The 21,574-nt window shown below is 61.6% G+C and carries 16 protein-coding genes; 6 read left to right on the top strand and 10 right to left on the bottom strand.

Annotated elements, in window-relative coordinates:
- Nucleotides 1-27: 27 nt before the first annotated feature.
- From GJR99_RS13095 to GJR99_RS13080, 4 genes are read right to left on the bottom strand one after another with little or no spacing between them, the layout of a single operon-like run.
- Complete coding sequence (locus tag GJR99_RS13095) at nt 28-1,272, bottom strand: hypothetical protein (RefSeq protein ID WP_151112860.1); 1,245 nt, start codon at nt 1,270-1,272, stop codon at nt 28-30.
- The gene (locus tag GJR99_RS13090; protein ID WP_191967126.1) at nt 1,269-3,545 is read right to left on the bottom strand and encodes an Ig-like domain-containing protein; all 2,277 of its coding nucleotides are present in this window, start codon (nt 3,543-3,545) and stop codon (nt 1,269-1,271) included. The genes GJR99_RS13095 and GJR99_RS13090 overlap by 4 nt, the downstream gene beginning before the upstream one ends.
- Nucleotides 3,546-3,548: 3 nt before the next feature.
- The gene (locus GJR99_RS13085; RefSeq protein WP_151112858.1) at nt 3,549-5,684 is read right to left on the bottom strand and encodes a type II secretion system F family protein; all 2,136 of its coding nucleotides are present in this window, start codon (nt 5,682-5,684) and stop codon (nt 3,549-3,551) included.
- A complete protein-coding gene (locus GJR99_RS13080) occupies nt 5,674-7,815 on the bottom strand; it encodes a type II/IV secretion system ATPase subunit (protein ID WP_151112856.1) in 2,142 nt (713 codons plus the stop codon). Before GJR99_RS13080 ends, GJR99_RS13085 begins: the two co-directional genes overlap by 11 nt.
- A gap of 378 nt (nt 7,816-8,193) precedes the next feature.
- Between GJR99_RS13080 and GJR99_RS13075 the strand changes: the two genes are divergently transcribed.
- Nucleotides 8,194-9,336, top strand: coding sequence for a CBS domain-containing protein (locus GJR99_RS13075; protein ID WP_151112854.1), 1,143 nt, complete (start codon nt 8,194-8,196; stop codon nt 9,334-9,336).
- A gap of 78 nt (nt 9,337-9,414) precedes the next feature.
- Here GJR99_RS13075 and radB read toward each other — a convergent pair whose 3' ends face one another.
- Nucleotides 9,415-10,104: a DNA repair and recombination protein RadB gene (gene radB, locus GJR99_RS13070; protein ID WP_151112852.1), complete on the bottom strand. Its 690-nt coding sequence runs from the start codon at nt 10,102-10,104 to the stop codon at nt 9,415-9,417.
- 105 nt (nt 10,105-10,209) lie between these two features.
- Here radB and GJR99_RS13065 point away from each other — a divergent pair, with 105 nt between their 5' ends.
- The 4 genes from GJR99_RS13065 to GJR99_RS13050 all read left to right on the top strand — a co-directional run bounded on the left by GJR99_RS13065 (nt 10,210) and on the right by GJR99_RS13050 (nt 13,281).
- The gene (locus tag GJR99_RS13065; protein WP_151112851.1) at nt 10,210-10,947 is read left to right on the top strand and encodes a hypothetical protein; all 738 of its coding nucleotides are present in this window, start codon (nt 10,210-10,212) and stop codon (nt 10,945-10,947) included.
- 152 nt (nt 10,948-11,099) lie between these two features.
- Nucleotides 11,100-12,035, top strand: coding sequence for an alpha/beta fold hydrolase (locus GJR99_RS13060; RefSeq protein WP_151112850.1), 936 nt, complete (start codon nt 11,100-11,102; stop codon nt 12,033-12,035).
- 200 nt (nt 12,036-12,235) lie between these two features.
- On the top strand, nt 12,236-12,697 hold the full coding sequence (locus tag GJR99_RS13055) for a hypothetical protein (RefSeq protein WP_225317640.1): 462 nt from the start codon (nt 12,236-12,238) through the stop codon (nt 12,695-12,697).
- Between the two features lie 179 nt (nt 12,698-12,876).
- On the top strand, nt 12,877-13,281 hold the full coding sequence (locus GJR99_RS13050) for a VOC family protein (protein WP_151112848.1): 405 nt from the start codon (nt 12,877-12,879) through the stop codon (nt 13,279-13,281).
- 41 nt (nt 13,282-13,322) lie between these two features.
- On the opposite strand, the gene larC is transcribed toward GJR99_RS13050, so the two are convergent.
- On the bottom strand, nt 13,323-14,765 hold the full coding sequence (larC, locus tag GJR99_RS13045; protein ID WP_151112847.1) for a nickel pincer cofactor biosynthesis protein LarC: 1,443 nt from the start codon (nt 14,763-14,765) through the stop codon (nt 13,323-13,325).
- 197 nt (nt 14,766-14,962) lie between these two features.
- Between larC and GJR99_RS13040 the strand changes: the two genes are divergently transcribed.
- On the top strand, nt 14,963-17,191 hold the full coding sequence (locus tag GJR99_RS13040) for a CDC48 family AAA ATPase (protein ID WP_151112845.1): 2,229 nt from the start codon (nt 14,963-14,965) through the stop codon (nt 17,189-17,191).
- 106 nt (nt 17,192-17,297) lie between these two features.
- On the opposite strand, the gene phoU is transcribed toward GJR99_RS13040, so the two are convergent.
- The 4 genes from phoU to pstC form a co-directional block, all read right to left on the bottom strand.
- On the bottom strand, nt 17,298-17,978 hold the full coding sequence (gene phoU, locus GJR99_RS13035) for a phosphate signaling complex protein PhoU (protein WP_151112843.1): 681 nt from the start codon (nt 17,976-17,978) through the stop codon (nt 17,298-17,300).
- 101 nt (nt 17,979-18,079) lie between these two features.
- Nucleotides 18,080-18,928 carry a phosphate ABC transporter ATP-binding protein PstB gene (gene pstB / locus GJR99_RS13030; RefSeq protein WP_151112841.1) on the bottom strand — a complete coding sequence of 283 codons (849 nt, stop codon included), beginning with the start codon at nt 18,926-18,928 and terminating at the stop codon, nt 18,080-18,082.
- Nucleotides 18,929-18,979: 51 nt separating this feature from the next.
- Nucleotides 18,980-20,602 (bottom strand): phosphate ABC transporter permease PstA, encoded by a 1,623-nt coding sequence (gene pstA / locus GJR99_RS13025; RefSeq protein ID WP_151112839.1) that lies wholly within the window; start codon nt 20,600-20,602, stop codon nt 18,980-18,982.
- A 1-nt stretch (nt 20,603) separates the two neighbouring features.
- On the bottom strand, nt 20,604-21,563 hold the full coding sequence (gene pstC, locus GJR99_RS13020) for a phosphate ABC transporter permease subunit PstC (protein ID WP_151112837.1): 960 nt from the start codon (nt 21,561-21,563) through the stop codon (nt 20,604-20,606).
- Nucleotides 21,564-21,574: the final 11 nt, after the last annotated feature.

The raw sequence follows: 21,574 nt of genomic DNA, 5'->3' as shown, positions 1-21,574 counted from the left end.
TGACTGGGTGGGGGGAGAAAAACGGGTTCAGCCGAAGCGTCGAATCTCGAACTCGACGAGTACCTCCTTCTTCGACGCACCCATTCCGATGGAGATGCTGACCGTATCGTCGGCGAGAGTAGCGTCCTTGTCCATCTTGTCTCCGTCGGGGGTGTACCGGAAGGTGACGACCCCGTCTTCGTTCGTGACCGCACCGTTCGACGCTGTCACCGCACCGAACGTTCCGTCGGTCGCGTTGAGTGTCGCACCAGCGACCGGGGAACCGTACTCGTCGAGCGCTCGAACCACGAATTTCTCGCTTCCGCCGGTCGGTACCCACGTCCCGTTGGCTGATTCGAGGACGAGATACGCGACGGAGGCGTTGGCGTCGTCTGGGTCGACAGGGACACCCGGACCGGCACCCATGACTCCGACCCCTTCACCAGCGGGGGGTGTTCCGACACTCACCTGGGCGATGTGCAGGTCGTAGAGACCAGGTTCGAGGACGACCGTGAGGGTATTGTAGTCGTTCCCCGGTTCCTGCGTAACGTTGACCGAGTAGACCGTCGAGTTCTCGTCGTCGAGGAGGAGTCTCGTCCAGGTCACGTTCGAGAGGGTAGTCGGGACTTCGATGGTGAGTCTCTCGTCTGTCGTCGATTGGACCATCAGCGTTCGCTCACTCGCTGTGACCGGGGTGAACCCGACTGTCTGTCCGGCGACGGTCTGACCCTCGAGTTCACCGTCTATGAGGACCAACGTGATGTCGTTCCCGCGGACGAGCGACTGCCGGTGGACGACCTCCGTTCCGTCGTTGGTGCGGAGGTAGGAGACGCCCGATTCGACGTACAGCGTCTCCGTGTTCCGTTCGGCGTAGTTCGGATGGTAGACGAGCGCTTTCGTGGTGAACGGACGCTTCGACCCATCCCAGTAGACCTTCGAAGAGCCGAGGGCCGTGGCGTTCGAGACTGTGACAGTGCCACTCACCGTGGTGTCGAAGGTGCCGGTCGCTTGCGGCGGTGAAACGATGAGGTATCGCTCTGGGTACACGACGTCTGTCTCGACAGCGACACGGCCAGACGCGTCGGTACCGGCGGCGGTGAAGAGCGCGGCATCCAACTCGGCGAGGTCGGACGTGACCCGATGCTGGTGGTCTGCTTCGTCACCGGCGGTCAACACTGGCGTCATAGCCAGTTGTGCCGTCGCGATAACCGAGATGACGAGAGCGAACGCGAATACGAGTCCGAGGATTTCGGAGGTCGCACGGCCCTCACCGAGAGAGGCAATCGGCGTCACGTACACACTCCTGGGTCGACGGCGGGTGAGATGGTCGCACCAGTGCAATCGGCACCGGTGGGTGAGATTGTGACATCTCCCTTGTTAGTTTTGTTCCCGCCTTTCCCATCGTTCGAACTGTCGCTATCTGCGACAATCGTCGCAGTCTCGAGGTAGACGTACGTTCCTGCGAGTAACTTGACGTCACGGGTGGCGACGATGGAGACTTCTTCACCGTTTATCGAGTTGTCGGCTTGGACCACGATATCGGACCCCGTCTTGGACGACGCGAGACTTCCGCCTCGCAGTTCGACGACGTCGGCAGAGTCGAGTGAGATACCACCATCGCCGTCCATGACGACGCCAGTAAGGGTGAGGCCCCCACTCGTCGACTTCACCTCGAGAATCTGGGTGTCCTTCGTGGACGAGATTCCAGCACCCGAGAGGTCGACTTCGCTTCCGGCGACGGAGACTGAACCCTTCCCAGAGATGTCTGCATCGATTCCAGAGATGGCACTGTCGGACGTGACGCTCAGGACGCCACCATCTTTCTCAGACGTGATGCCGGCTTTGTCGAGCGTCATCTCCTGCTTCGAGTAGATCGTGACGTCACCCTGTGAGATAACCGACGCACCGGTGAAATCGATCGAATCGTCCGTCTCGATGGTGATATCACCGTTCGAGCCAATTGCAGTCATCCGGGTTCCGACGGCGTGGACCGGTCCACTTCCTCCGTTAATCCAGATATCTCCGCTCGTCGAGACGAGGTCAGTGTGTAGCGAGACACCGTTGCCTTCCAGCAGGAGGCCGTCGGTTGCGACGACCGTCCCGATGTCTGAGGGAACCACGAGTCGTGACGACCCTGCATCGTACGCCACATACGTTTCCTTGCCAATCTTCCGACTGACAGGCGTGACAGATTCGTTCGGACCATCGTAGAGTCCGTTACCGTTCAGGTCGGCGTAGGGAGTCGAACCAGCAGCTTTCGTCTTGAATCCGCGCGGGATGGACTCCTCGTTGCTCTCCCGAATCTCGACCGTGAACGTCACCGTGTCGACGACGTACGCGTCCGGGCCAGACGAGTTCATCACGTGAACGTCGAACTGGTCGTCGACGATACCGTCTGGCGAGCCCAGATACGTGTATTCGAACGTCGCACGGCCGTTCTCGTCGGTCACGGTTGTCGAAGTACCGGTATCGTGTGCTTCGACGTTCGCTGCGGGGTCGGTGAGTATCGTCCCGGCCACGACGGGTGCGTTCGCGACGGGGTTGTTCTGTGCGTCGCGGACTTCCACGACGGCGAGGTGCCGTGCGTTTGCTGGCACAGTATCTCCGTTCCCGGATATGTCGACGATGTACTCGGGGGGTTGCGGCGTCCCAGGCGTATCGATACCCACGCGAGCGATGTGCAGGTCGTACACCGGCCCGCCGACGAGCTCGACGGTAACGAGGTTGTAGTCGGCCCCGGTCGTGTCGTTGTAGTCGACGACGTCGGCGTACCGCTCGCTTTCGAGCAGGTCGGACCACGTCTCGTTCGAGAGATGGGTCGGAACCGAAATCTGAATCGGCGTCCCGTTGCTGTTGACACTGATGTACTCAGTGCCGGCACTCAGCGGAACGACGCTGAACGTCGTGGCGTCTTTCACACCGACGTCGAGGTCTCCCTCTAACAGGACGAGCGAGATGCGCTTCCCATCGATTAGCGACTGGGACGCACCGACCTCACCCGACTCGTACTTCGTGTAGCGAACGACGCCCTCGTGGGTGAGGACGGGGTCGTTCTGCAGGTAGCGGTAGTCGGGCTGGTACAGGAGCATCTGCGAGTCGAACTCGTGGGCGTCACCGTTCCAGTACTCTTTCGTGGGCTCATCGATGGCCCTGGCGTTTCGAATCGTCACCGTCGCAGGGTCGGTCGTCCGAATCGTCCCTGACCCTGCAGCGGGAGAGACGAACAGCGCGCGAGTCGGGTAGTCGACACCCGCTTCGAGGGACACCCTGCTGGGCGTTCCCGACGAGGCTTTCGCGATACGTTCGTCGAACGTGGCGAACTCTCCCTCGACGGTCTGGAGGTGTTCGAACTCAGTCTGCTGGTTCCACGCGGGAACCGCCGAGACCTGCACCATCGCGACGACGGAGACGACGAGCGCGAACGCGAACATCGTCCCGAGAATCGCGGACGCGCCTCGGTCGTCAGTTCGGAGGTGCGAGCGGTCGCTGCCGAAGCGGGCAGCGAGCTCGCGCGATACGTGCCTGAGTGGCGACAGTATGTGTTTGGAGGGTTGTTTGTGGGTCATTGTTTACACCAATGCGAAGGCGACGAGCGCCAGCGCGGACAGTCCGAGTGCGTACTTCAGGCCACTGAGGGCACTGTTGTCTGCGAGTTTTCCTGCGAGGAGACCACTGCCGACCGCCTGGATGAGCGCGGAGTGGAAGAACACCACGTGGAAGTTAGCCAGCGGGACAGCAGAGAGTCCGATGGGGAGTCCCTGCCCGCTGACGCCACCCGTCTGCCCGCTCGCAGACATCTCGGCGAGGGGAGCGAGGTAACTCGCACCCAGCATGAGGATGACGAACAGGTAGACGAGGTATCCCATGACGACGATGGCGATGTACGAACCCATCGCGCGACGTCGGGATTTCTCGAGTTTGTAGCGGTTCCGCGTGTCTTCGGCAGCGACGCTGAGGACTCGCGAGAGGTCACCACTCGTTCGGCCACCGCTCGCGATGAGGCGGATGACCCGCGAGAGTTGCGGGACGCCGAGGCGACCGGCGAATGCCATGAGCGCCGAGTGGGCGTCGTAGTTCCAGCGGATGTCGTTTCGGAGCGAGCGGAGTTCGTCTGCCAGGATACCACTCGACCATCGCGAGACGAGTGCCAGTGCTTCGACGAGTGGGATGCCCATCTGGTTCGCACTCGACAGCAGGTTGAGCGTGTCGGGGAAGCGCCGTTCGAGCGTCCGTTCTCTGCGCGTTCGCAGTTCGTGGAACACGGTGAGTGGGACAGCGACGATGGCGAACGGGAGGACGACGAGCCAAACCGTCGTGTTGTACGGGTCGGCCAGCATGGCGTCGATGCTCGGCGTCGCGAGACCGAGGCTGATGGCGACGAAGGGTGCCGCGATGGCGATGGGCACGGTGATAATCGCCGACAGGTACGGTTGTCGCTGCATGATGTCGAGAGGATTCCCGATGAGTCTGCGGAGGTCGTAGACGACGTTCGCTCGGCGGTAGTGGTCGAGGCGGGCGTCTACGACGCCGCCGTCGGAAGCGACGTCCGTGTTCGTTCCCCACCGGGTCTCGCGGGCGCGTTCGATTTCGCGTCGGACCATGCGACCGAAGTTCACGATAGCCGTGCGAATCTCTTCGACGATGGTCACGTCGTGTTTCGTCCGAACCGTGTCCTGCGTGTACGGTGCCGACAGCACGTCGATGAGGAGCAAGAACAACAGCATCCCCAGCGGGAAGATGAGGTAGTTCAGGGCGTAGAGCTGACCGATGGTGTCGCCGCCGAGGAAACTGATGACCATCAGCGTGACGATGAGCAGCAGTGGTGCGGCGACGAACGCCGCGACGAACACTTCCGAGAGCATCGACAGCGTCTCGATGAAGTCCTCTTGTTCGTCACGTGCTTCTTCGAGGTAGGTCGACGACTCGCGGTCCAAGAACGCGGAGACGTCGCCACCGGAGTCGAGAACCGACAGTAAGTCGTCGAGGAACTGTTCGAAGTTGAGAGACGGCGTGAGGTTCCGCGCGTTGCGGAGGGCCGTGAACAGGTCGTTCCCGAACAGGTCCATGTCGCGGTCGATCATCTCGAACTCGCGGGACACCTCTCCGTAGTCGGGGGCGTCTGCCACAGAGCGGATGACTTCGAGGAAGCTCATCCCACCGTGACTGAGCGCGTACATGTAGACGATGGCGTGCGGGAGCAGGATGTCGACGCTCCGACCGCGCATCTCGGCACGCTGTTTCGGGAGGTAGTACCGCGTGTAGTACGTCCCTGCACCGAACAGGCCGCTGAGGGCGAGTACGAGCAGTGTGCCGAGGATGGGAACCTTGTACGGGAGGAGCGGGGCGATGAGGTTGTAGCCAACGCCAAAGCTCACTGGGCTACTGGCGTTAGCCAGCACGCCCATCTGGGTGAGGAGGTACGTCACACCGACACCGATGAGCGACCCGACGACAGCAGCGACGAACGCTAACTTGACCGAGTCGGTCAGATACTCGTCGTAGGTCATCCCGACGCGGGATTGGTTCAGCCAGCGCTGGAGGTCGCGGTGACCTGCCGGGTGGCGCTTGAAGTACGTTCGGACGTACCCGTAGCGGGCACGGAGCCGACGAACGTCTTCTGGCGATTCGTCGAAGTGTTCGCGTGGGAAGTACTGCTCGACTTCGTAGTCGGGCAGCGGGACCGAGGCCGGCGAATCAGCGGGCATCGGACTCCTCCGAATCGCTTTCGTCGGTCACGTCTTCATCAGCAGACGCGTCAGCGTCTTCCTCGGACGTGTTGTCGGTCGCCGTGCTGTGGGCGTCGACGTCGTCGGTGTCTGCAGCCTCATCGTCGCTGTCGGCGTCGTCGGTGTCTGCAGCCTCACCGTCGGCATCGTCGCTCGATTCGGTCGTGTCGCCAACTTCGATGTCGAAGAGGTCGGAGAGAATCTCCTCGGCCTCTTCTGCGAGTTTGCTCTCGTCGGCTGGTTCGTCGGAGTCGTCGCCTGCAACGTCGTCGTCTGCTTCGACGGTCACGAGGTCGGTCTCTTCGTAGACACGAGCGAGGAGGCCCTCGCGGTCACGCTCGAAGCGGCGAATCATCGCAGACACCGCACGGTAGTCTTCGATACCCTGTGCGGCGATGTACCGGAGGACGTCGGCGCGAACGTCCAGTTCGTACTGGAGTTCGGCCTTGGTCCAGCCACGTTCGGCCGCGATGTCGTCGAGAACCTTCGAGTCGCCCACTCGTTCGTGCACGTCGTTGGTCGGGTTCCGTTTGAACACGTCTCGGAGTTGGACCTCTCCGTCTTCGTCCACGCCGACGACTTCGGTGACCGCGATGTTGCGGCGAGTCCGGTCTCCTTCGAGGTGGATCTGTTTCTGGACGGAGATGATATCGAGGTCCGACAGCATCTGTGCGGGGACGCCGAGCGGTTCGTTCCGCATCCGGTGGACCACGCCCTCCGAGGAGTCGGCGTGGAACGTCGTGTAGGCGGTGTGGCCAGTCGCAATCGAGTGGAAGAACGTCAGAGCGACGCGTTCTTCCGTCCGAATCTCACCGACGAGCAGGTACTCGGGGCGCTGTCGGAGCGCGGCCTGCAGGAGCGCGTACATCGACACTTCGCCGCGGCCGTCGGCCGTGAAGGTGTCACGCGTGACCGACTGAATCCAGTTGTCGTGCGGCAGGGTGATTTCGCGGGTGTCTTCGATGGAGACGACTTTCGCGTATCCAGGGACGAAGAACGACACCGCGTTCATCGACGTGGTCTTCCCGGACCCCGTCCCGCCCGCGAAGATGAGCGAGCGGTTGTTCTCGATGGCGAGCCAGAAGTACGCCATCTGTTCGACGCTGAAGGTGTTCCAGCGGACGAGGTCGACTGGCGACAGCGGTTCGTCAGCGAACTTCCGAATCGTGAAGTTCGACCCGCGGGTCGCGATGTCGGACCCGAGCGTCAGTTGGACACGAGACCCGTCCGGGAGACTCGCGTCGACGAGTGGGTCGGAGACGGTCACCTGCTTGCCTGCACGCTGTGCGAGGCGGATGGTGTACGACGAGAGGTCGCCGTCGTCGAAGACGACGTTCGTCGGCATGTCGCGGTAGACACCGTGGAAGATGTAGACCGGCACGCCGTCACCGTCACAGGAGATATCTTCGATGCCGGGGTCACGCATCACCGGGTCGACACGGCCGAAGTGGATGAAGTCGCGGAGCAAGAAGTAGAACAACTTCCAGAGAGAGCCGTCTTCGACCGTCGCGGCGTGTTCCGAGATGATATCCCGTGCTTCGTCGTCGAAGACGTCTTCTCGGTCTCCATCGTGGTCCAAATCACGGTACAGCAAGCTGTTTCGGAGAATCTTCGTCAGGTCGTCGCGGACGAACGTCTCGAAGTGGTCGAGAACGGGTTCGCTCACGTGGTAGCGGTACTCGCGTTGGGTGTGGTCGTACAGGATAGAGACGAACGCGAAGGGTTTGTTCACCCAGTAGTGCTCGATATCCTGGACGCCTTCGAGGAACGAGAAGTCGAAGAAGTTCGCTTCGATGAACTCCTCGCTCGGTGCCGGCGCGAAGGCCGTCTCCTCGTCGAGGTCCGCGAAGAACGCCTTGACCTCGCGAAGGACTGCCTCGCGGAGCGTCTCTGGTGGTTCTTCGTCTACCGCTTCTTCGTCCTCGGTTTGCACCTCGGACGGCCCATACTCGATACGGTCTGTCTGTGCAACTGGAAGCTCCATTGCACGCGTAGCCATTGCGCTAAAGCCGGTCGTCGGGACCAGTTCTGCACGTCCCGAGCCGTCTGCTCGGACCGATTCTTCGCCGTCGTGGCGAGCTGTTTCAGAGTTCTTGTCAGGAGTCACCATACTCTCGAAAAGGAGAACGGTTGGAAAGCGTGTAAGTATGGAGAGGCTAGATGTTTGGAATCGTAGCGTTAGGATACTCCTACCCGCCGAATTAGGAGAATATTCAATGAGTGATTATGCTGTGGTCGATCGGTGTCCGGACCGAAATCCGCTGTGATTCGGGGAAAACCGCGCGCAGCGATTCGAACGGTGGCCGGCGTGATGTCTCTGTAGCGCCATGTTATCAATTGCCATATGTGTGCTAAACACCAACACAGGCCGTCATTCGTCGGAATACGGCCGTTGCTGGTCACCGTCGCCTTGCGATTTCGGTGCTTCTTGACCACTGGAAACGGGACGAAGTTTCAAGATAGGACGCGTTGTATATCAGGATGTATTATGGATATTGCTGATATCGCCACTCCTGATTTCATCGAGGTCGACGTTAACGAGCGATTAGGCAAAGTCCGCTCCATCTTCGAGCGGGAAAACCCTAAAGCCATTATCGTCATGGAAGACGGCGAGTACGCGGGCGTCATCGGTGAGAAGCAACTCATCAACTCGCACGTCGAAGACAACACCAAGGCGGCCGCACTGACGAAGGCGGTCCCCAAAATCGACCGACACGAGAACGTGCGTGAAGTCGCGCGGATGCTCGTCGAGGGAGATACGAAAGTCGCCCCCGTCTACGAGGGCGAACAACAGTACGGTGTCGTCACCCAGAACGGCATCCTCGAAGCCGTCCTCGAAAATCTCGACGCACTGACTGTCGAACAAATCTACACCGACGACGTGGTCACCATCGGCGAGCGTGACCACCTCGGACAGGCTATCAACAAACTCCGTGAACACGGCATCTCGCGCCTCCCGGTCGTCGACACGGACAGCCGGCTCGCGGGTGTTCTCACCACCTACGACCTCGTCGAGTTCATGGTTCGCGACGAGGGCCGCCAGGGCAAACAGGACCGCCGCGGAGACACCGACCGGATGTTAGACCTGCCGGTCTACGACCTGATGACCAGTCCGGCGCTCACGGCGTCGCCCGGAGAGACCGTCCGCGACGCAGTCGCTCGGATGCTCGAAAACGATATCGCTGGTCTCGTCGTCACCCCCGAAGACGACGATGGTGAGGTGCTCGGCGTGCTGACGAAGACCGACGTGCTCCGCGCGCTCACCTACACGGAAGAAGAGCGGATGGACGTGCAGGTCACGAACATCGGTCTCTTGGAGACGCTGAGTCGCCAGGACATCATCTCGGCCATCACCGAGGTGGCGGACAAATACCAGCGGATGAGCGTCCTTCACGCCCACGTCCGCTTCCACGAACACAAAGAGAAACTCCGCGGAACGCCGCTCATCCAGTGCCAGATTCGCCTCCGCACGAGTCACGGCCAACTGGCCGGAAGTGGCGAAGGCTACGGTTCGGAACACGCGTTCCACGTCGCACTCGACAAACTCGAACGCAACGTGCTCGAGGTGAAAGGCTTCGAAGCCGACGAACGCTACCGCGGCCAACTACTGCGAAAACTGAACGAACTGTAATCGGACACCACGTTCACAACCGTTCGAATAGACCCTGAACCACACCGGGCCGACCGCGTTCGGCCCCGTCGACCTCTTTTATAAGTCCGTGCCGGCGAGCCCGCGGTCCGTTATCTTGAACGTCGCCGTCTCACCGGCAGGTTTCGCGCGGTGTTTTTCGAGCGTCGCTCGGCGATTGCCACCGCGGAACCGGTCGAGTCGGACGACGGTGCCGGTCCAGTGTTCGAGTGTGTGGCCGCCGAGTGCGCGCGTCCGGTCGCTCTCGGGGTCGGAGTAGACCTGATTCGTGAGGAGGACGGCGAGGTCGTGTTTCCGCGCCAGCGACAGGAGGTGTGTCACCTGCCGGGCGACACGGCGGAGCGACTCACCGCCGTCTCCTTCGGCGGTTCGTTCGAGTCGGTAGAAGCCAGTCGCGGAGTCGAGGACGATCAAATCGGCGCGGTCGACGAACTCGGCAGCGTCGCGGACGGCCTCTTCTTGGTCTTCGAAGTCGTACGCCTCGCTAATCATCAACCGCGAGGTCACAGTCTCCACGTCGGCGGGGGCGACGGCTTCCGCGAGTTGCTGGAAGCGGTCGACCGACAACCCTTCTGTGTCGATGTAGACGACGGTACCGCCTGCGGCGGCGACGTGGACGGCCGCAGAGAGCGCGACGTTCGTCTTGCCGGCAGCGGGCGGTCCGTACACCTGCGTGACGGTACCGCGTTCGAACCCACCGTCGAGCAGGTCGTCGAGCGAGGCACATCCGGTGGAGACTGGGTCTGTCACGGACGGAAGTGTGCGCCACCGACCGAAAAAGTCCTCGGTCCACCCCACAGCAGTGTCCCGACCGACGCAACACGCTTTATTCGTCACCGTCGCCAACCCCCACTCGTGATAGTCGTCGCGACCACGGATTTCGAACTCTACCACGAAGCCGTGGCAGAATTACGGAGTCGAGGTGTCACCTTCACGACCATCGAACCGGGTGACCCACTCCCCGAACAGGCACGTGTCCTCATCACCGGGCAGGACGACGACGTCGAGAGAGACGCCGCTGTCTCGCGGGTGACGGCAACTGGCGACGAAGCGCGTCGCGCCGTGGACGAAGCACTCGCAACGCTTCGTGGCGGCGGCGGACGGACGGTCGTCGGCGTCGACCCCGGAACGAGGCCGGGCATCGCGATTCTCTCTGGGACGACGGTCGTCGCCGCGTTCCACGTGCCGCTGGCGAATGCGGTCGACGTCATCCGACGCGAGACCCGTGACGCCGTCGACCCAGTGGTCCGAATCGGAGATGGCGCACGCCTGCAGGGCGCGAAACTGATAAACGAACTCGACGATATTCCGGTCGAACTCGTAGACGAGACAGGGACGACACCGTATCTCGGCTCTGGCGCTCGCGGGATGGGAGACGTTCTCGCCGCAGTCAACATCGCCCGGATGAAAGGTGAGCGAATCGAGTCCCGAGAGATAGAACCGACCGAAGGCGAACTCCAGCGCATCAAATCTCGCTCGCGCGAGGTCTCGGACGATAACCGAGCTATCGACGACGAACTCGCTCGCCGGGTCGCCGGCGGGGAACTGAGTATCGACGAGGCACTGGACGAACACCGGACGCGACAGACCTAGCGACGACCACCAGCGATAGCACTATATCGACCATATACGGTTCCCGCGCCACAGTCGAAACAGGCGTTAATCGTTCGCTTAGCACCCGAAACGGCCGAAACGGGAGTCTCGACCTGTTCGTATTTTATGCCGATTGCGCGCGTAGTTCGTCCATGACTTCCATCAGTCCGGCCACGATAGACGGCGCTATCTCGATGGCACACACCAACACGGGATGGGTCGACCGAACCGCGTATCCGTTCGAATCGAAATGTCTCGGTCTCTCCGCCGGTGCAGTCCACTACGTCGACGAAGGACCCGACGACGGTGGGAAGGCGACGCTCTTGATGCTCCACGGGAACCCGACGTGGTCGTTTATCTACCGCCACTTGATTCGTGGCCTCCGCGACGAATACCGTTGTCTCGCCATCGACTATCTCGGATTCGGTCTCTCTGAGCGCCCACCCGACTTCTCGTACCGACCCGAAGACCACGCCAGCGTCGTCGAGGAGTTCGTCGACGAACTCGGACTCGAAGACGTCGTCCTCGTCGTTCAGGACTGGGGCGGACCAATCGGTCTCTCGTACGCCATCGAACATCCTGAGAACGTCGCCGGCCTCGTCGTCATGAACACGTGGCTGTGGCCCGTCAACGACGACCCGCACTTCGCGCGCTACTCCCGACTCGTCGGGGGACGAATCGGCCGCGAACTCTGTGAACGATTCGACCTGCTCACGCGGGTGATTATGCCACTGGGCTTCGCAGACCGCTCGAAGTTCACCGAGGCGGCACGCCAGCAATATCTCGCCGCCAACCGTGCCGGGCGCACCGGAACGGGTGTCTTCCCACGTGAGATTATCGGGTCACAGGCGTGGCTCTCGTCGCTCTGGCAACGCCGAGAGAACATCGCCGACATCCCCACGCGACTCGTCTGGGGTATGGACGACGCTGCCTTCAGGCCGGCCGAGTTACGGACGTTCGAGGGATTGTTCGAAGACTCCAAGACAGTCCGACTCTACGGTGTGGGCCACGACGTCCAAGAGGAGTTCGGCGCTGACCTCGTGCCGCTGGTTCGGGAGTTTCTTGCGAGAGGACATGATTACAAGTAAGGACATTCCGCAGGGACGATAATTCTCTGGTAAACAGAACACCAATTCGCGAGACACTGGGTCGCTAGTTCATACCTAACCGTCCGTGTCGCGTTCCAGAAGCCACAGGCATGAGATTACAAACGAACGCGGTTGGGCGCAGAGCATATCTGAAATCTCTCGGCGTAGGGGCACTCGCTGTGGGGGGTTTCTCCGGGTCGGTGGCCGCACATGGAGGTGGACTCAAGAGCGAACTCGCAGAAGTCAGGTCGGCCACTGCGAGCTACAACAGTCTGAAGAACGCACTGGCAGACGGGTACGTGCAGGTGACGCCGTTTTACCCCGGACAAGGCTATCACTACGCAAAGTTCGACCTCGTCGGGACGCTCGACCGCACGAAACCGCAGGCACTGACGTACGGACAAGCAGCAGACGGGCAACCAGTCCTCGGTTCCATCGAGTACCTCGTCCCGAAAGCGGGGCCGTACGCGAACTCGCCGCCGGACCTGTTCGCACACGACGACCCGGACCACGACAGCGGGAACCACGAACACTGGGAAGTCGTCGACCTGGGTGAGAATGGGGAATCCTTCCTGGTTTGGGCGCTCCACGTGTGGGTCCACACCCACAACCCGGCGGGGTACTTCTACCACAGCAACCCACGCCGGCTATTCAACCCGTGAGTGTCGGGTGATTCGGTCACTCAGCTTTTCGTACCGACCTCAAAACTGACGCGGGACTGACCTCGCACCGCAGGTTCGGGACGACCTCGTAGAGTTGTGAGAAACGTACTCCCTCGTGAACTTGTGAGGGACGTGAAGCCCCGGATGAATTTATCACCAGTCCCAGCGACTGTCGTCGAATGGACCCTCGTATCACAGTCGTGACCCTCGGCGTCTCGAACCTCGACGACTCGATTCGGTTCTATCGTGACGGCCTCGACTTACCGCTCCGTGACCGGGAACCGGACAGTGATATCGCCTTTTTCACGCTCGAAGGGACGTGGTTAGCGCTCTACCCGCGGGAGTTACTCGCCGAAGATGCGACTGTCCCGGACGAAGTTAGCGGCGATTTCTCCGGAGTCACACTCGCGCACAACGTCTCCACGAAAGCGGCCGTCGAGGAGGTGCTCGAGGAAGCGAAGGCGGCCGGCGGTCGAATCGTCAAGCCGGCACAAGAGGTGTTCTGGGGTGGCTACTCGGGGTACTTTGCCGACCCGGACGGCCATCTATGGGAAGTCGCGTACCCACGATTGACAGCCGACTGAGTCGGTCCATCCTCTTCGGCGACCAACGTGAGAGCAGTCCCTTATTCGTCTGTCGCGACCGCATCCACTGCTCGCCGCATGACCTCACGAACCGCGACTCCCGTCTCTTTCGCCACGGCGAGTGCGTCGTCGTACTCGGCGCTTCTGTCGTAGACGACACCGTCTGCGTCGCTGGCGACTTTCACCGTCACCTCGTAGGTGTCGCCGTCGATGTCGAGGGTCGCCGTCTCGAACTCGCGGTGGGCAGTCCAGCGGTGGCCCGCACCGTGTTCTCTGATTCCCAGCGTCCCCGTCTCGACGGCGAGACGGTAGGCGACGCGCTCGACGTCTTCTGGTTTGACGACGACTTTGACGAGGTGGCCGGGGCGGGCCTTCTTCATCGTCGTGGGGATGATAGAGACGTCGCGCGCGCCGGCGTCTTTCAGCGTCTCCTGTAGACTCCCGAGTATCTCGGGTGACGCGTCGTCGAGGTTCGTCTCGAGGACCGAAATCTCGTCGCGGACGAGTCGCGACCCGCCGTCACCGACGATGGCCCGAAGGACGTTCGGGTGGTCGGGGAAGTCCCACCCACCGGCACCGTAGCCCGACGACTCGACGGACAGAGAGGGAAGTGTCTCGACACCCTCCGCGACGTGTGCGAGGATAGCCGCTCCGGTCGGCGTGAGCAGTTCCGCCTCGACGGGGCCGCCACGGATGGCCCAGTCTGCCCGCTCGACTACGTTGAGAACCGCAGGTGCGGGAATCGGGTAGGTTCCGTGGCTCATCGTCGTCTCACCGCCACCGACAGAGATTGGTGCAGTCACGACCCGGTCGACGTCGAGGTCGTCGAGAAGGAGGCAGGTCCCGACCACGTCGGCAATCGCGTCGTCGGCACCGACTTCGTGGAAGTGAGTGTCTTCGAGGTCGGTCCCGTGAACCTCGGCTTCGGCCTCTCCGAGGACGCGGAAGATGGCAGTCGCGTCGTCGACGATACCCGCCGGGAGAGACATCGATTCGACGAGTTCGACCACCTCGGGGTAGGTTCGGTGGGGGCCGTGACCCTCGGCGTGTGTGTGTTCGTGGTCGTGTGAGTGGTCGTGTGAGTGGTCGTGTGAGTGGTAGTGGTCGTGGCTATGGTGATGGCCGTCGTCCGAAGAGTGCGAATGGCCGTCGTCCGAAGAGAGCGTCCCACGCACGCGATGTCGCCTCGTCCCTGTGGAACCGTCGTCTCCGTCGTCGTGGGCGGTCTGTCCGTCGTCGGTGTCCCGTCCGTGGTCGTCGCCGTGGCCTTCGCCACGCGGGTCACCACCGTCTGTCTCGGGGACGAGGACGTCTACTTTGGTGGCGACGATGCCGTTTTTGTCTACTTCGTGGACTCGGTATTCGATGTCGAGTGCGTCTTCGACGGGGTCGAGAACCGATGGGTCAGCACCAGCGGAAACGAGCGCTCCGAGGAGCATGTCTCCGCTCGCACCCATCCGGCCGTCGAACGCGAGGAGTCTCATGGTACTACTGGTCGGCGTGTAGAGGTAAAAACGCCCGCCATCGCCGTGGCGAAATCAGTTTAGTCGGTAGGGATTAGTAGCCACCCGCCCTATTGTGTGCTAAGCTGTCACCCGCGGGAAACGCCGCCCCGGTCAGACCGGGGAAGGACTTATCCGATGGCCTCCCACAGGTATCAGCATCCCCGCGAGGTAATCATATGAACGAAGTCCAACTTGAAGTGGCGAAAGCGTACCCGAACGACTCGGGGCGCGGTATCGCCCGTCTTGACCCGGACACCTTGCTCCATCTCAAGCTCTCGCCGGGAGACATCATCGAGATCGAGGGAGGAAAGACGACCGCCGCGAAGGTGTGGCGGGCAGACCGGCAAGACTGGAACACGGATACGGTCCGCATCGACGGATTCACTCGGCAGAACGCCGACGTGAGCATCGGCGAGCGCGTGACCATCCGCAAAGCAGACGCGAAGAAGGCCGACAAACTCGTGTTGGCACCGCCGGAAGAGGCGAGTGTCCAGTTCGGGTCCGACGCGGCCGGAATGGTCAAACGGCAGATTCTCAAACGGCCAGTGGTCGAACGCGACATCGTCCCGGTGATGTCGAGTACGAACCACCCGTTCATGCGGTCGCCCGGACAGGCGATTCCGCTCATCGCCGTCGAGACCAAACCGGACGGTGTCGCACTCGTCACCGAGGACACCGACGTCGAACTCCGTGAGGAGCCAATCTCCGGATTCGAGAAGACCGGCGGCGGCATCACCTACGAAGATATCGGTGGCCTGACCAACGAGATTCAGCGCGTCCGCGAGATGGTCGAACTGCCGATGAAGCACCCGCAGATATTCAAGAAACTCGGCATCGAACCGCCGCAAGGGGTGCTTCTGCACGGTCCGCCGGGCACCGGGAAGACACTTCTCGCCCGCGCAGTCGCCAACGAGACGTCTGCCAGTTTCTTCTCTATCGCTGGCCCCGAAATCATCTCGAAGTACTACGGCGAGTCCGAACAACAACTCCGCGAGATATTCGAAGACGCGAAAGAGGAGTCACCGAGTATCATCTTCATCGACGAACTCGACTCTATCGCACCGAAGCGCGAGGACGTGACCGGCGAAGTCGAACGCCGTGTCGTCGCCCAACTACTGACGATGATGGACGGCCTCGAGGCACGTGGTCAGGTCATCGTCATCGCGGCGACGAACCGCGTCGACTCCGTGGACCCCGCGCTTCGCCGCCCCGGTCGGTTCGACCGTGAGATCGAAATCGGCGTCCCAGACGAGGAAGGCCGCAAGGAGATTCTCCAGATTCACACCCGCGGTATGCCGCTGTCGGACGACGTGAACTTAGACGACCTGGCGGACGACACGCACGGGTTCGTCGGTGCCGACATCGAGGCGCTCACCAAAGAGGCCGCGATGAAAGCGCTCCGGCGCTACCTCCCCGAAATCGACCTCGACCGCGAGGACATCCCACCGAGTCTCATCGACCGGATGGTCGTCAAGAACGACGACTTCGGCGGTGCACTCGGCGAGGTGGAACCGTCGGCGATGCGCGAGGTGCTCGTCGAGATTCCGAAGGTCACGTGGGAGGACGTCGGCGGCCTCGAAGACCCCAAGCAGAAGGTCAAAGAGAGCGTCGAGTGGCCGTTGACCACGCCCGAGAAGTTCGTTCGGATGGGCATCGAACCGCCAAAAGGAGTCCTCCTCTACGGCCCGCCAGGGACCGGGAAGACCCTGATTGCGAAAGCGGTCGCCAACGAGACGAACGCGAACTTCATCTCGGTTCGTGGCCCGCAACTGCTGTCGAAGTGGGTCGGTGAGTCAGAGAAGGCGATTCGGCAGACGTTCCGCAAGGCGCGGCAGGTCTCGCCGACGATTATCTTCTTCGACGAGTTGGACGCACTCGCGCCCGCTCGCGGACAAGACATGGGCAACAACGTCTCCGAGCGCGTCGTCAACCAACTCTTGACGGAGTTAGACGGCCTCGAAGACGCCGGGAACGTCATGGTCATCGCGGCGACGAACCGCCCGGACATGATAGACCCTGCACTCATCCGTTCGGGTCGCTTCGACCGTCTCGTCCTCATCGGCCAACCCGAAGAGAAAGGCCGCGAGCAGATTCTCGACATCCACACCCAAGAGAGTCCGCTCGCCCCCGACGTGAGTCTCCGCGAGATTGCAGAGATTACCGACGGCTACGTCGGGTCCGACCTCGAGTCCATCTGCCGTGAGGCCGCCATCGAGGCACTCAGAGAAGATGGAGATGCCAAAGAAATCGAGATGCGGCACTTCCGCAAGGCGATGGAGTCGGTCCGGCCGACCATCACCGAGGACCTGATGCAGTACTACGAACAGATACAAGACCAGTTCAAAGGCGGGGCCCGCGAGGGACTCTCGCCCGACACCCGCGACGGCCGTCTCGGCTTCCAGTAACCCGGACGCCCTCGCGCGAGTCACACCGCTTTTTTACCGTCTTCGTTCTCGCCGAGCAGTGATGATACCGGCCGAGAAACGCTCACCCGGAACGGCCGTGTCGGGGTTAGAAGAGCAGCGAGTCGTCGTTGTCGATCATGTAGAGCGTCCGCGCCGCAACGTTGACCGCGTGGTCACCGATGCGTTCGAGGTCACGAATCGTCAAGAGGAGCCGACGAACGTCGACGAGGAACTCCTCCGGTTCGAGGTCACCGTCTCCTTCGAAGTCGCTGCCCGTCATCAGGTCACGGACGACGGTTTGCGAGGCGTTCGAACACATCTCGTCGATGTTGTCGTCGCGTTCTGCGACCGACCGACAGAGGTCCGAATCTTCGCTCTCGTAGGCGTCCATGGCCTGGTCGACCATGTCGAGTGCGGCGTCACCGATTCGGCGGATGTCGACCTCTGGGTAGACGTCTTTTTCGGCGTCGATGGCGTAGCCAGCGAGGTTCGTCGCGAGGTCACCGATGCGTTCGAGGTCGGTGATAATCTTGAACGAGGCGGTGATAAATCGGAGGTCACCTGCGACGGGTTGCTGGAGCGCGAGCAGGTCGATACAGTCTTTTTCGAGGTCCAAGTAGAGTTGGTTGATTTCGTGGTCGCCCTGGATGACTTCCTGTGCTTTGTCTGTGTCCTTGTCTTCGAGCGCGTCGAGCGCGAATCGAACGCGCTCTGCGACGAGTTCGCTGAGGTAGAGGACGTCCTCTTCGAGTTCCGTGAGTCGGGTTTGGTATGTGTTGCGGGCCATATTTTATGTTCAGTTAGGGGTGGTAAAATTACTTGTGCTGGTCTCAGTGGTGGAGAATTTCGGGACTCCAACGCGGCGACGCGAGCGACCGAGGGAGGGGATTATCCGAACTTGCCAGTGATGTAATCTTCGACCCGGTCGCTCTCGGGGTTCTCGAAGATTTTCTGCGTGTCGTCGAACTCGACGAGTTCACCGCCCGTGAGGAACACGGCGGTCTTGTCCGAGATACGTGCGGCTTGCTGCATGTTGTGCGTGACGATGACGACGGTGTAGTCTTCGGCGAGTTCTTCGACGAGGTCCTCGATTTGCGAGGTGGCAACCGGGTCGAGTGCAGACGCCGGTTCGTCCATCAGGAGAACTTCCGGGTCGGTCGCGATAGCACGGGCGATACAGAGACGCTGTTGTTGGCCACCGGAGAGGTCGAGACCGGACTCGTGGAGCCGGTCTTTGACTTCGTCCCAGAGAGCGGCTCGCTTCAGCGACTCCTCGACGACTTCGTCGTAGTCGGCGTCGATGCCCTGAATCTTCAGTCCGTAGACGACGTTCTCGTAGATGCTCTTCGGGAACGGGTTCGGCTTCTGGAAGACCATCCCGACGCGGCGACGGAGTGCGACCGGGTCGACGTCGTCGTCGTAGACGTTCTTTCCACGGAGCGACAGTTTCCCTTCGACGCGTGCGACGTCGATGAGGTCGTTCATCCGGTTGATACACCGGAGGAACGTGGACTTCCCACACCCCGATGGGCCAATCATCGCAGTGACACTGTTTTCGGGAATCTCCATCGAGATGTTCTGAAGCGCCTGTTCGTCACCGTACCAGACGTTGACGTCTTCTGCTCGGATTATCGTCTTTGCCCTCGTTGCCCCACCCGACGCGGACGCCGACAGTCCATCGCTGACGTCCGTCTGGACGAGCATATCGTCGTTCGTCGGGTCCTCTGTCCCGGTCATAGCTGACGTTTCGACCGCTGCTGATTTGTCTTTTTGGCTCATGTGTCTGAATTAGCTTTCACTTTCGAACTTGTTTCTGAGAACGATTGCAACCGAGTTCATCGCGAGGAGAACCGCGAGCAACACCACGACGCCCGCCGGTACCGCCTTCGTGTAGAAGTCCTCGCTGGCGAACAGACTCGACCACGCGTACACCTGCAGTGGCATCGCGCTCACTTTCGAGCTGAGTTCGGTCGGCAGGCTGAACAGGACGTTGGGCGCGCCGATCATGATGAGCGGTGCGGTTTCACCGATTGCCCGGCCCAGTGCGAGAATCGTCCCGGTGAGGATACCGGGGAACGCCTCGGGAAGGACCACGTTCTTGACGGTCTGCCACCGGGTCGCGCCCATCCCGTACGACGCCTGTCGCATGTCGCTCGGAACGGAGCGAATTGCCTCGCGAGAGGAGATGATGACGATTGGTAAGATGAGCAGTGCGAGCGTCGCCCCGCCGATGAGAACTGTCCCCGTGGCTTGGCCGAGGTAGGTGACGAACACACCCAGTCCGAGCAGTCCGTAGACGACAGAGGGGACGCCAGCGAGGTTCGAGATGTTGACGTCGATAAAGCGGGTGAAGACGTTGTCCGGTGCGTACTCTTCGAGGTACACCGCCGCACCCACACCGAGCGGGAACGACAGTGCTGCGACGGTAATCATGAGCAGAATCGAGCCCCCGATAGCGGGGTAGAGACCGGCGTTCTCGGCGGTCCCGCTGTGGGAACTCGTGAGGAACTGCCAGTCGACCCACGACTGTGGGCCGGCGAATCCGAGCACGTCGACAGCGACAGCACCGACGAGTGCCCCGAAGATAACGACCGCCGCGAAGAGCAGTCCAACTCGCTCGTGTTCACGGGTCAGTGCGGCCCCGCCGGCGTACGCCGCAGTCGGGACGAACGCGCCCGCGGTGACGACGGCGAGCGCCGTCGGGTTGACGCCCGTGAAAAGACCCGAAACAGCGAACAGACCGGTCGCCGCGAGCGCCGCGACGCCTGCGACGACTCCCGCCCGCGTGTTCTCACGGAGGCGAGCGAAGTAGAGACCGACGACGACGGAGACACCACCGCCGAGGAGGAACGTGACGATGACCCATTCGGTTGGGACGACCGGAATCTTCTGCACCATCTCCGGGATGCTGTGGTAGTAGCCCGGAATGCCGAACAGCGAGAGGAAGAAGATGGCACCGGTCGCCGCGACACGCACGGTGAACGGAATCTGGTCTTCGTACTTCGTCATGAGGACGACTGCCGCGAATGGGACGACGAGTCCAACAGCGTACGAGAGACTGACGAGTGGTGGGACGATGTCCACGAAGAGAATAGCCGCACCGCCGCTGAACATCAGTGTCACCGCCAACGTCCCGACGACGAGTGCGCCGAGTTTGAGCGCATCGAGGTTCGTCCGAGCGAGGTACGCGCCGACGAGCGTCGCAGGTGCGACGAGCGTGGCGAAGAAGACGAGGTACCAACCGGGGTCTGCGGTGAGTGGTTGCAGTGCGTCGTTTGCGACGTAGACGAGGAGGATGGCGAGCGTGACGATGCCGAACATCGTCGCACCCATCAGCAGGTATCGGAAGATGATGCCGGCCCGGCGGCTGACTTGACCGAATCCTTCGATGGTGTCACTTTGGGTTGCCATCTCAGTACGCCTCCCGGTATTTCTGTGCGACGTAGTCGCTGATGATGTTCATGATGAGCGTGATGACGAAGAGGACGAGACCGATCGCGAACAGACTGCGGTAGGCCAGGCCACCGCCGGTGATGTCACCGGTGAGCAGTTGGACCATCGCCGCCGTCATCGGCAGCGCACCTTCGAGATACGAGGTGGGGTCGAGTGGGTTGAGGAACTTCGCTTGCGCACCTGCCGCGACGGTGACGGCCATCGTCTCACCAATCGCCCGCGAGAGGGCGAGGATGAACGACGAGAAGATGCCAGAGAGCGCGGCCGGAACGACGATTCCGGTCGAGACGTCGAACTTCGTGGCACCCATGCCGTAGCCCGCCTGTCGGAGGTCGTCCGGGACGGCGGACATCGCGTCTTCCGAGATGGACGCGACCATGGGGATAATCATGATGCCGACGACGATGCTCGCCGAGAGGATGTTGAACGTCCCGATGCCAGGTAAGACGACCCCGAGCGCGGGTGTGATGTAGATGAGTGCGAAGAACCCGTAGACGACAGTCGGGACACCGGCGAGAATCTCCAGTGCGGGCTTGAGAACGGAACGAGCCTGTTTGCTCGCGTACTCACTCAGGTAAATCGCCGTCGCGACACCCAGTGGGAGCGCGATGATTGCCGACCCGATGGTGATCATCAACGTGGCCGAGACGAGCGCTAGCACACCGAACTCTTGGTTGTGAATCTGCCACGTCGTTCCCGTGAGGAAGTCGACGAGAGAGGCTGTTTCGCCCGTCACACCCATCAACGGGGCGGTGATACTGAAGAACTTCGCCGCCTCGGTGACGAGGAGTGCGACGATGCTGACGGTCGTCACGACGGATAACGCCGCGCACAAGAAGAAAAACGACCGCGTCAGCAACTCACGCGGTGAGTTCTCGGTCTTCCGCGTGAGGTCGGTTTCGAGGTCATCTGTACTCATTGCTTTGTATG

It is taken from the genome of Haloferax marinum (assembly GCF_009674625.1).
GTDB classification, from domain to species: Archaea; Halobacteriota; Halobacteria; order Halobacteriales; family Haloferacaceae; genus Haloferax; species Haloferax marinum.
This window is presented reverse-complemented; position numbering and strand designations above follow the sequence as displayed.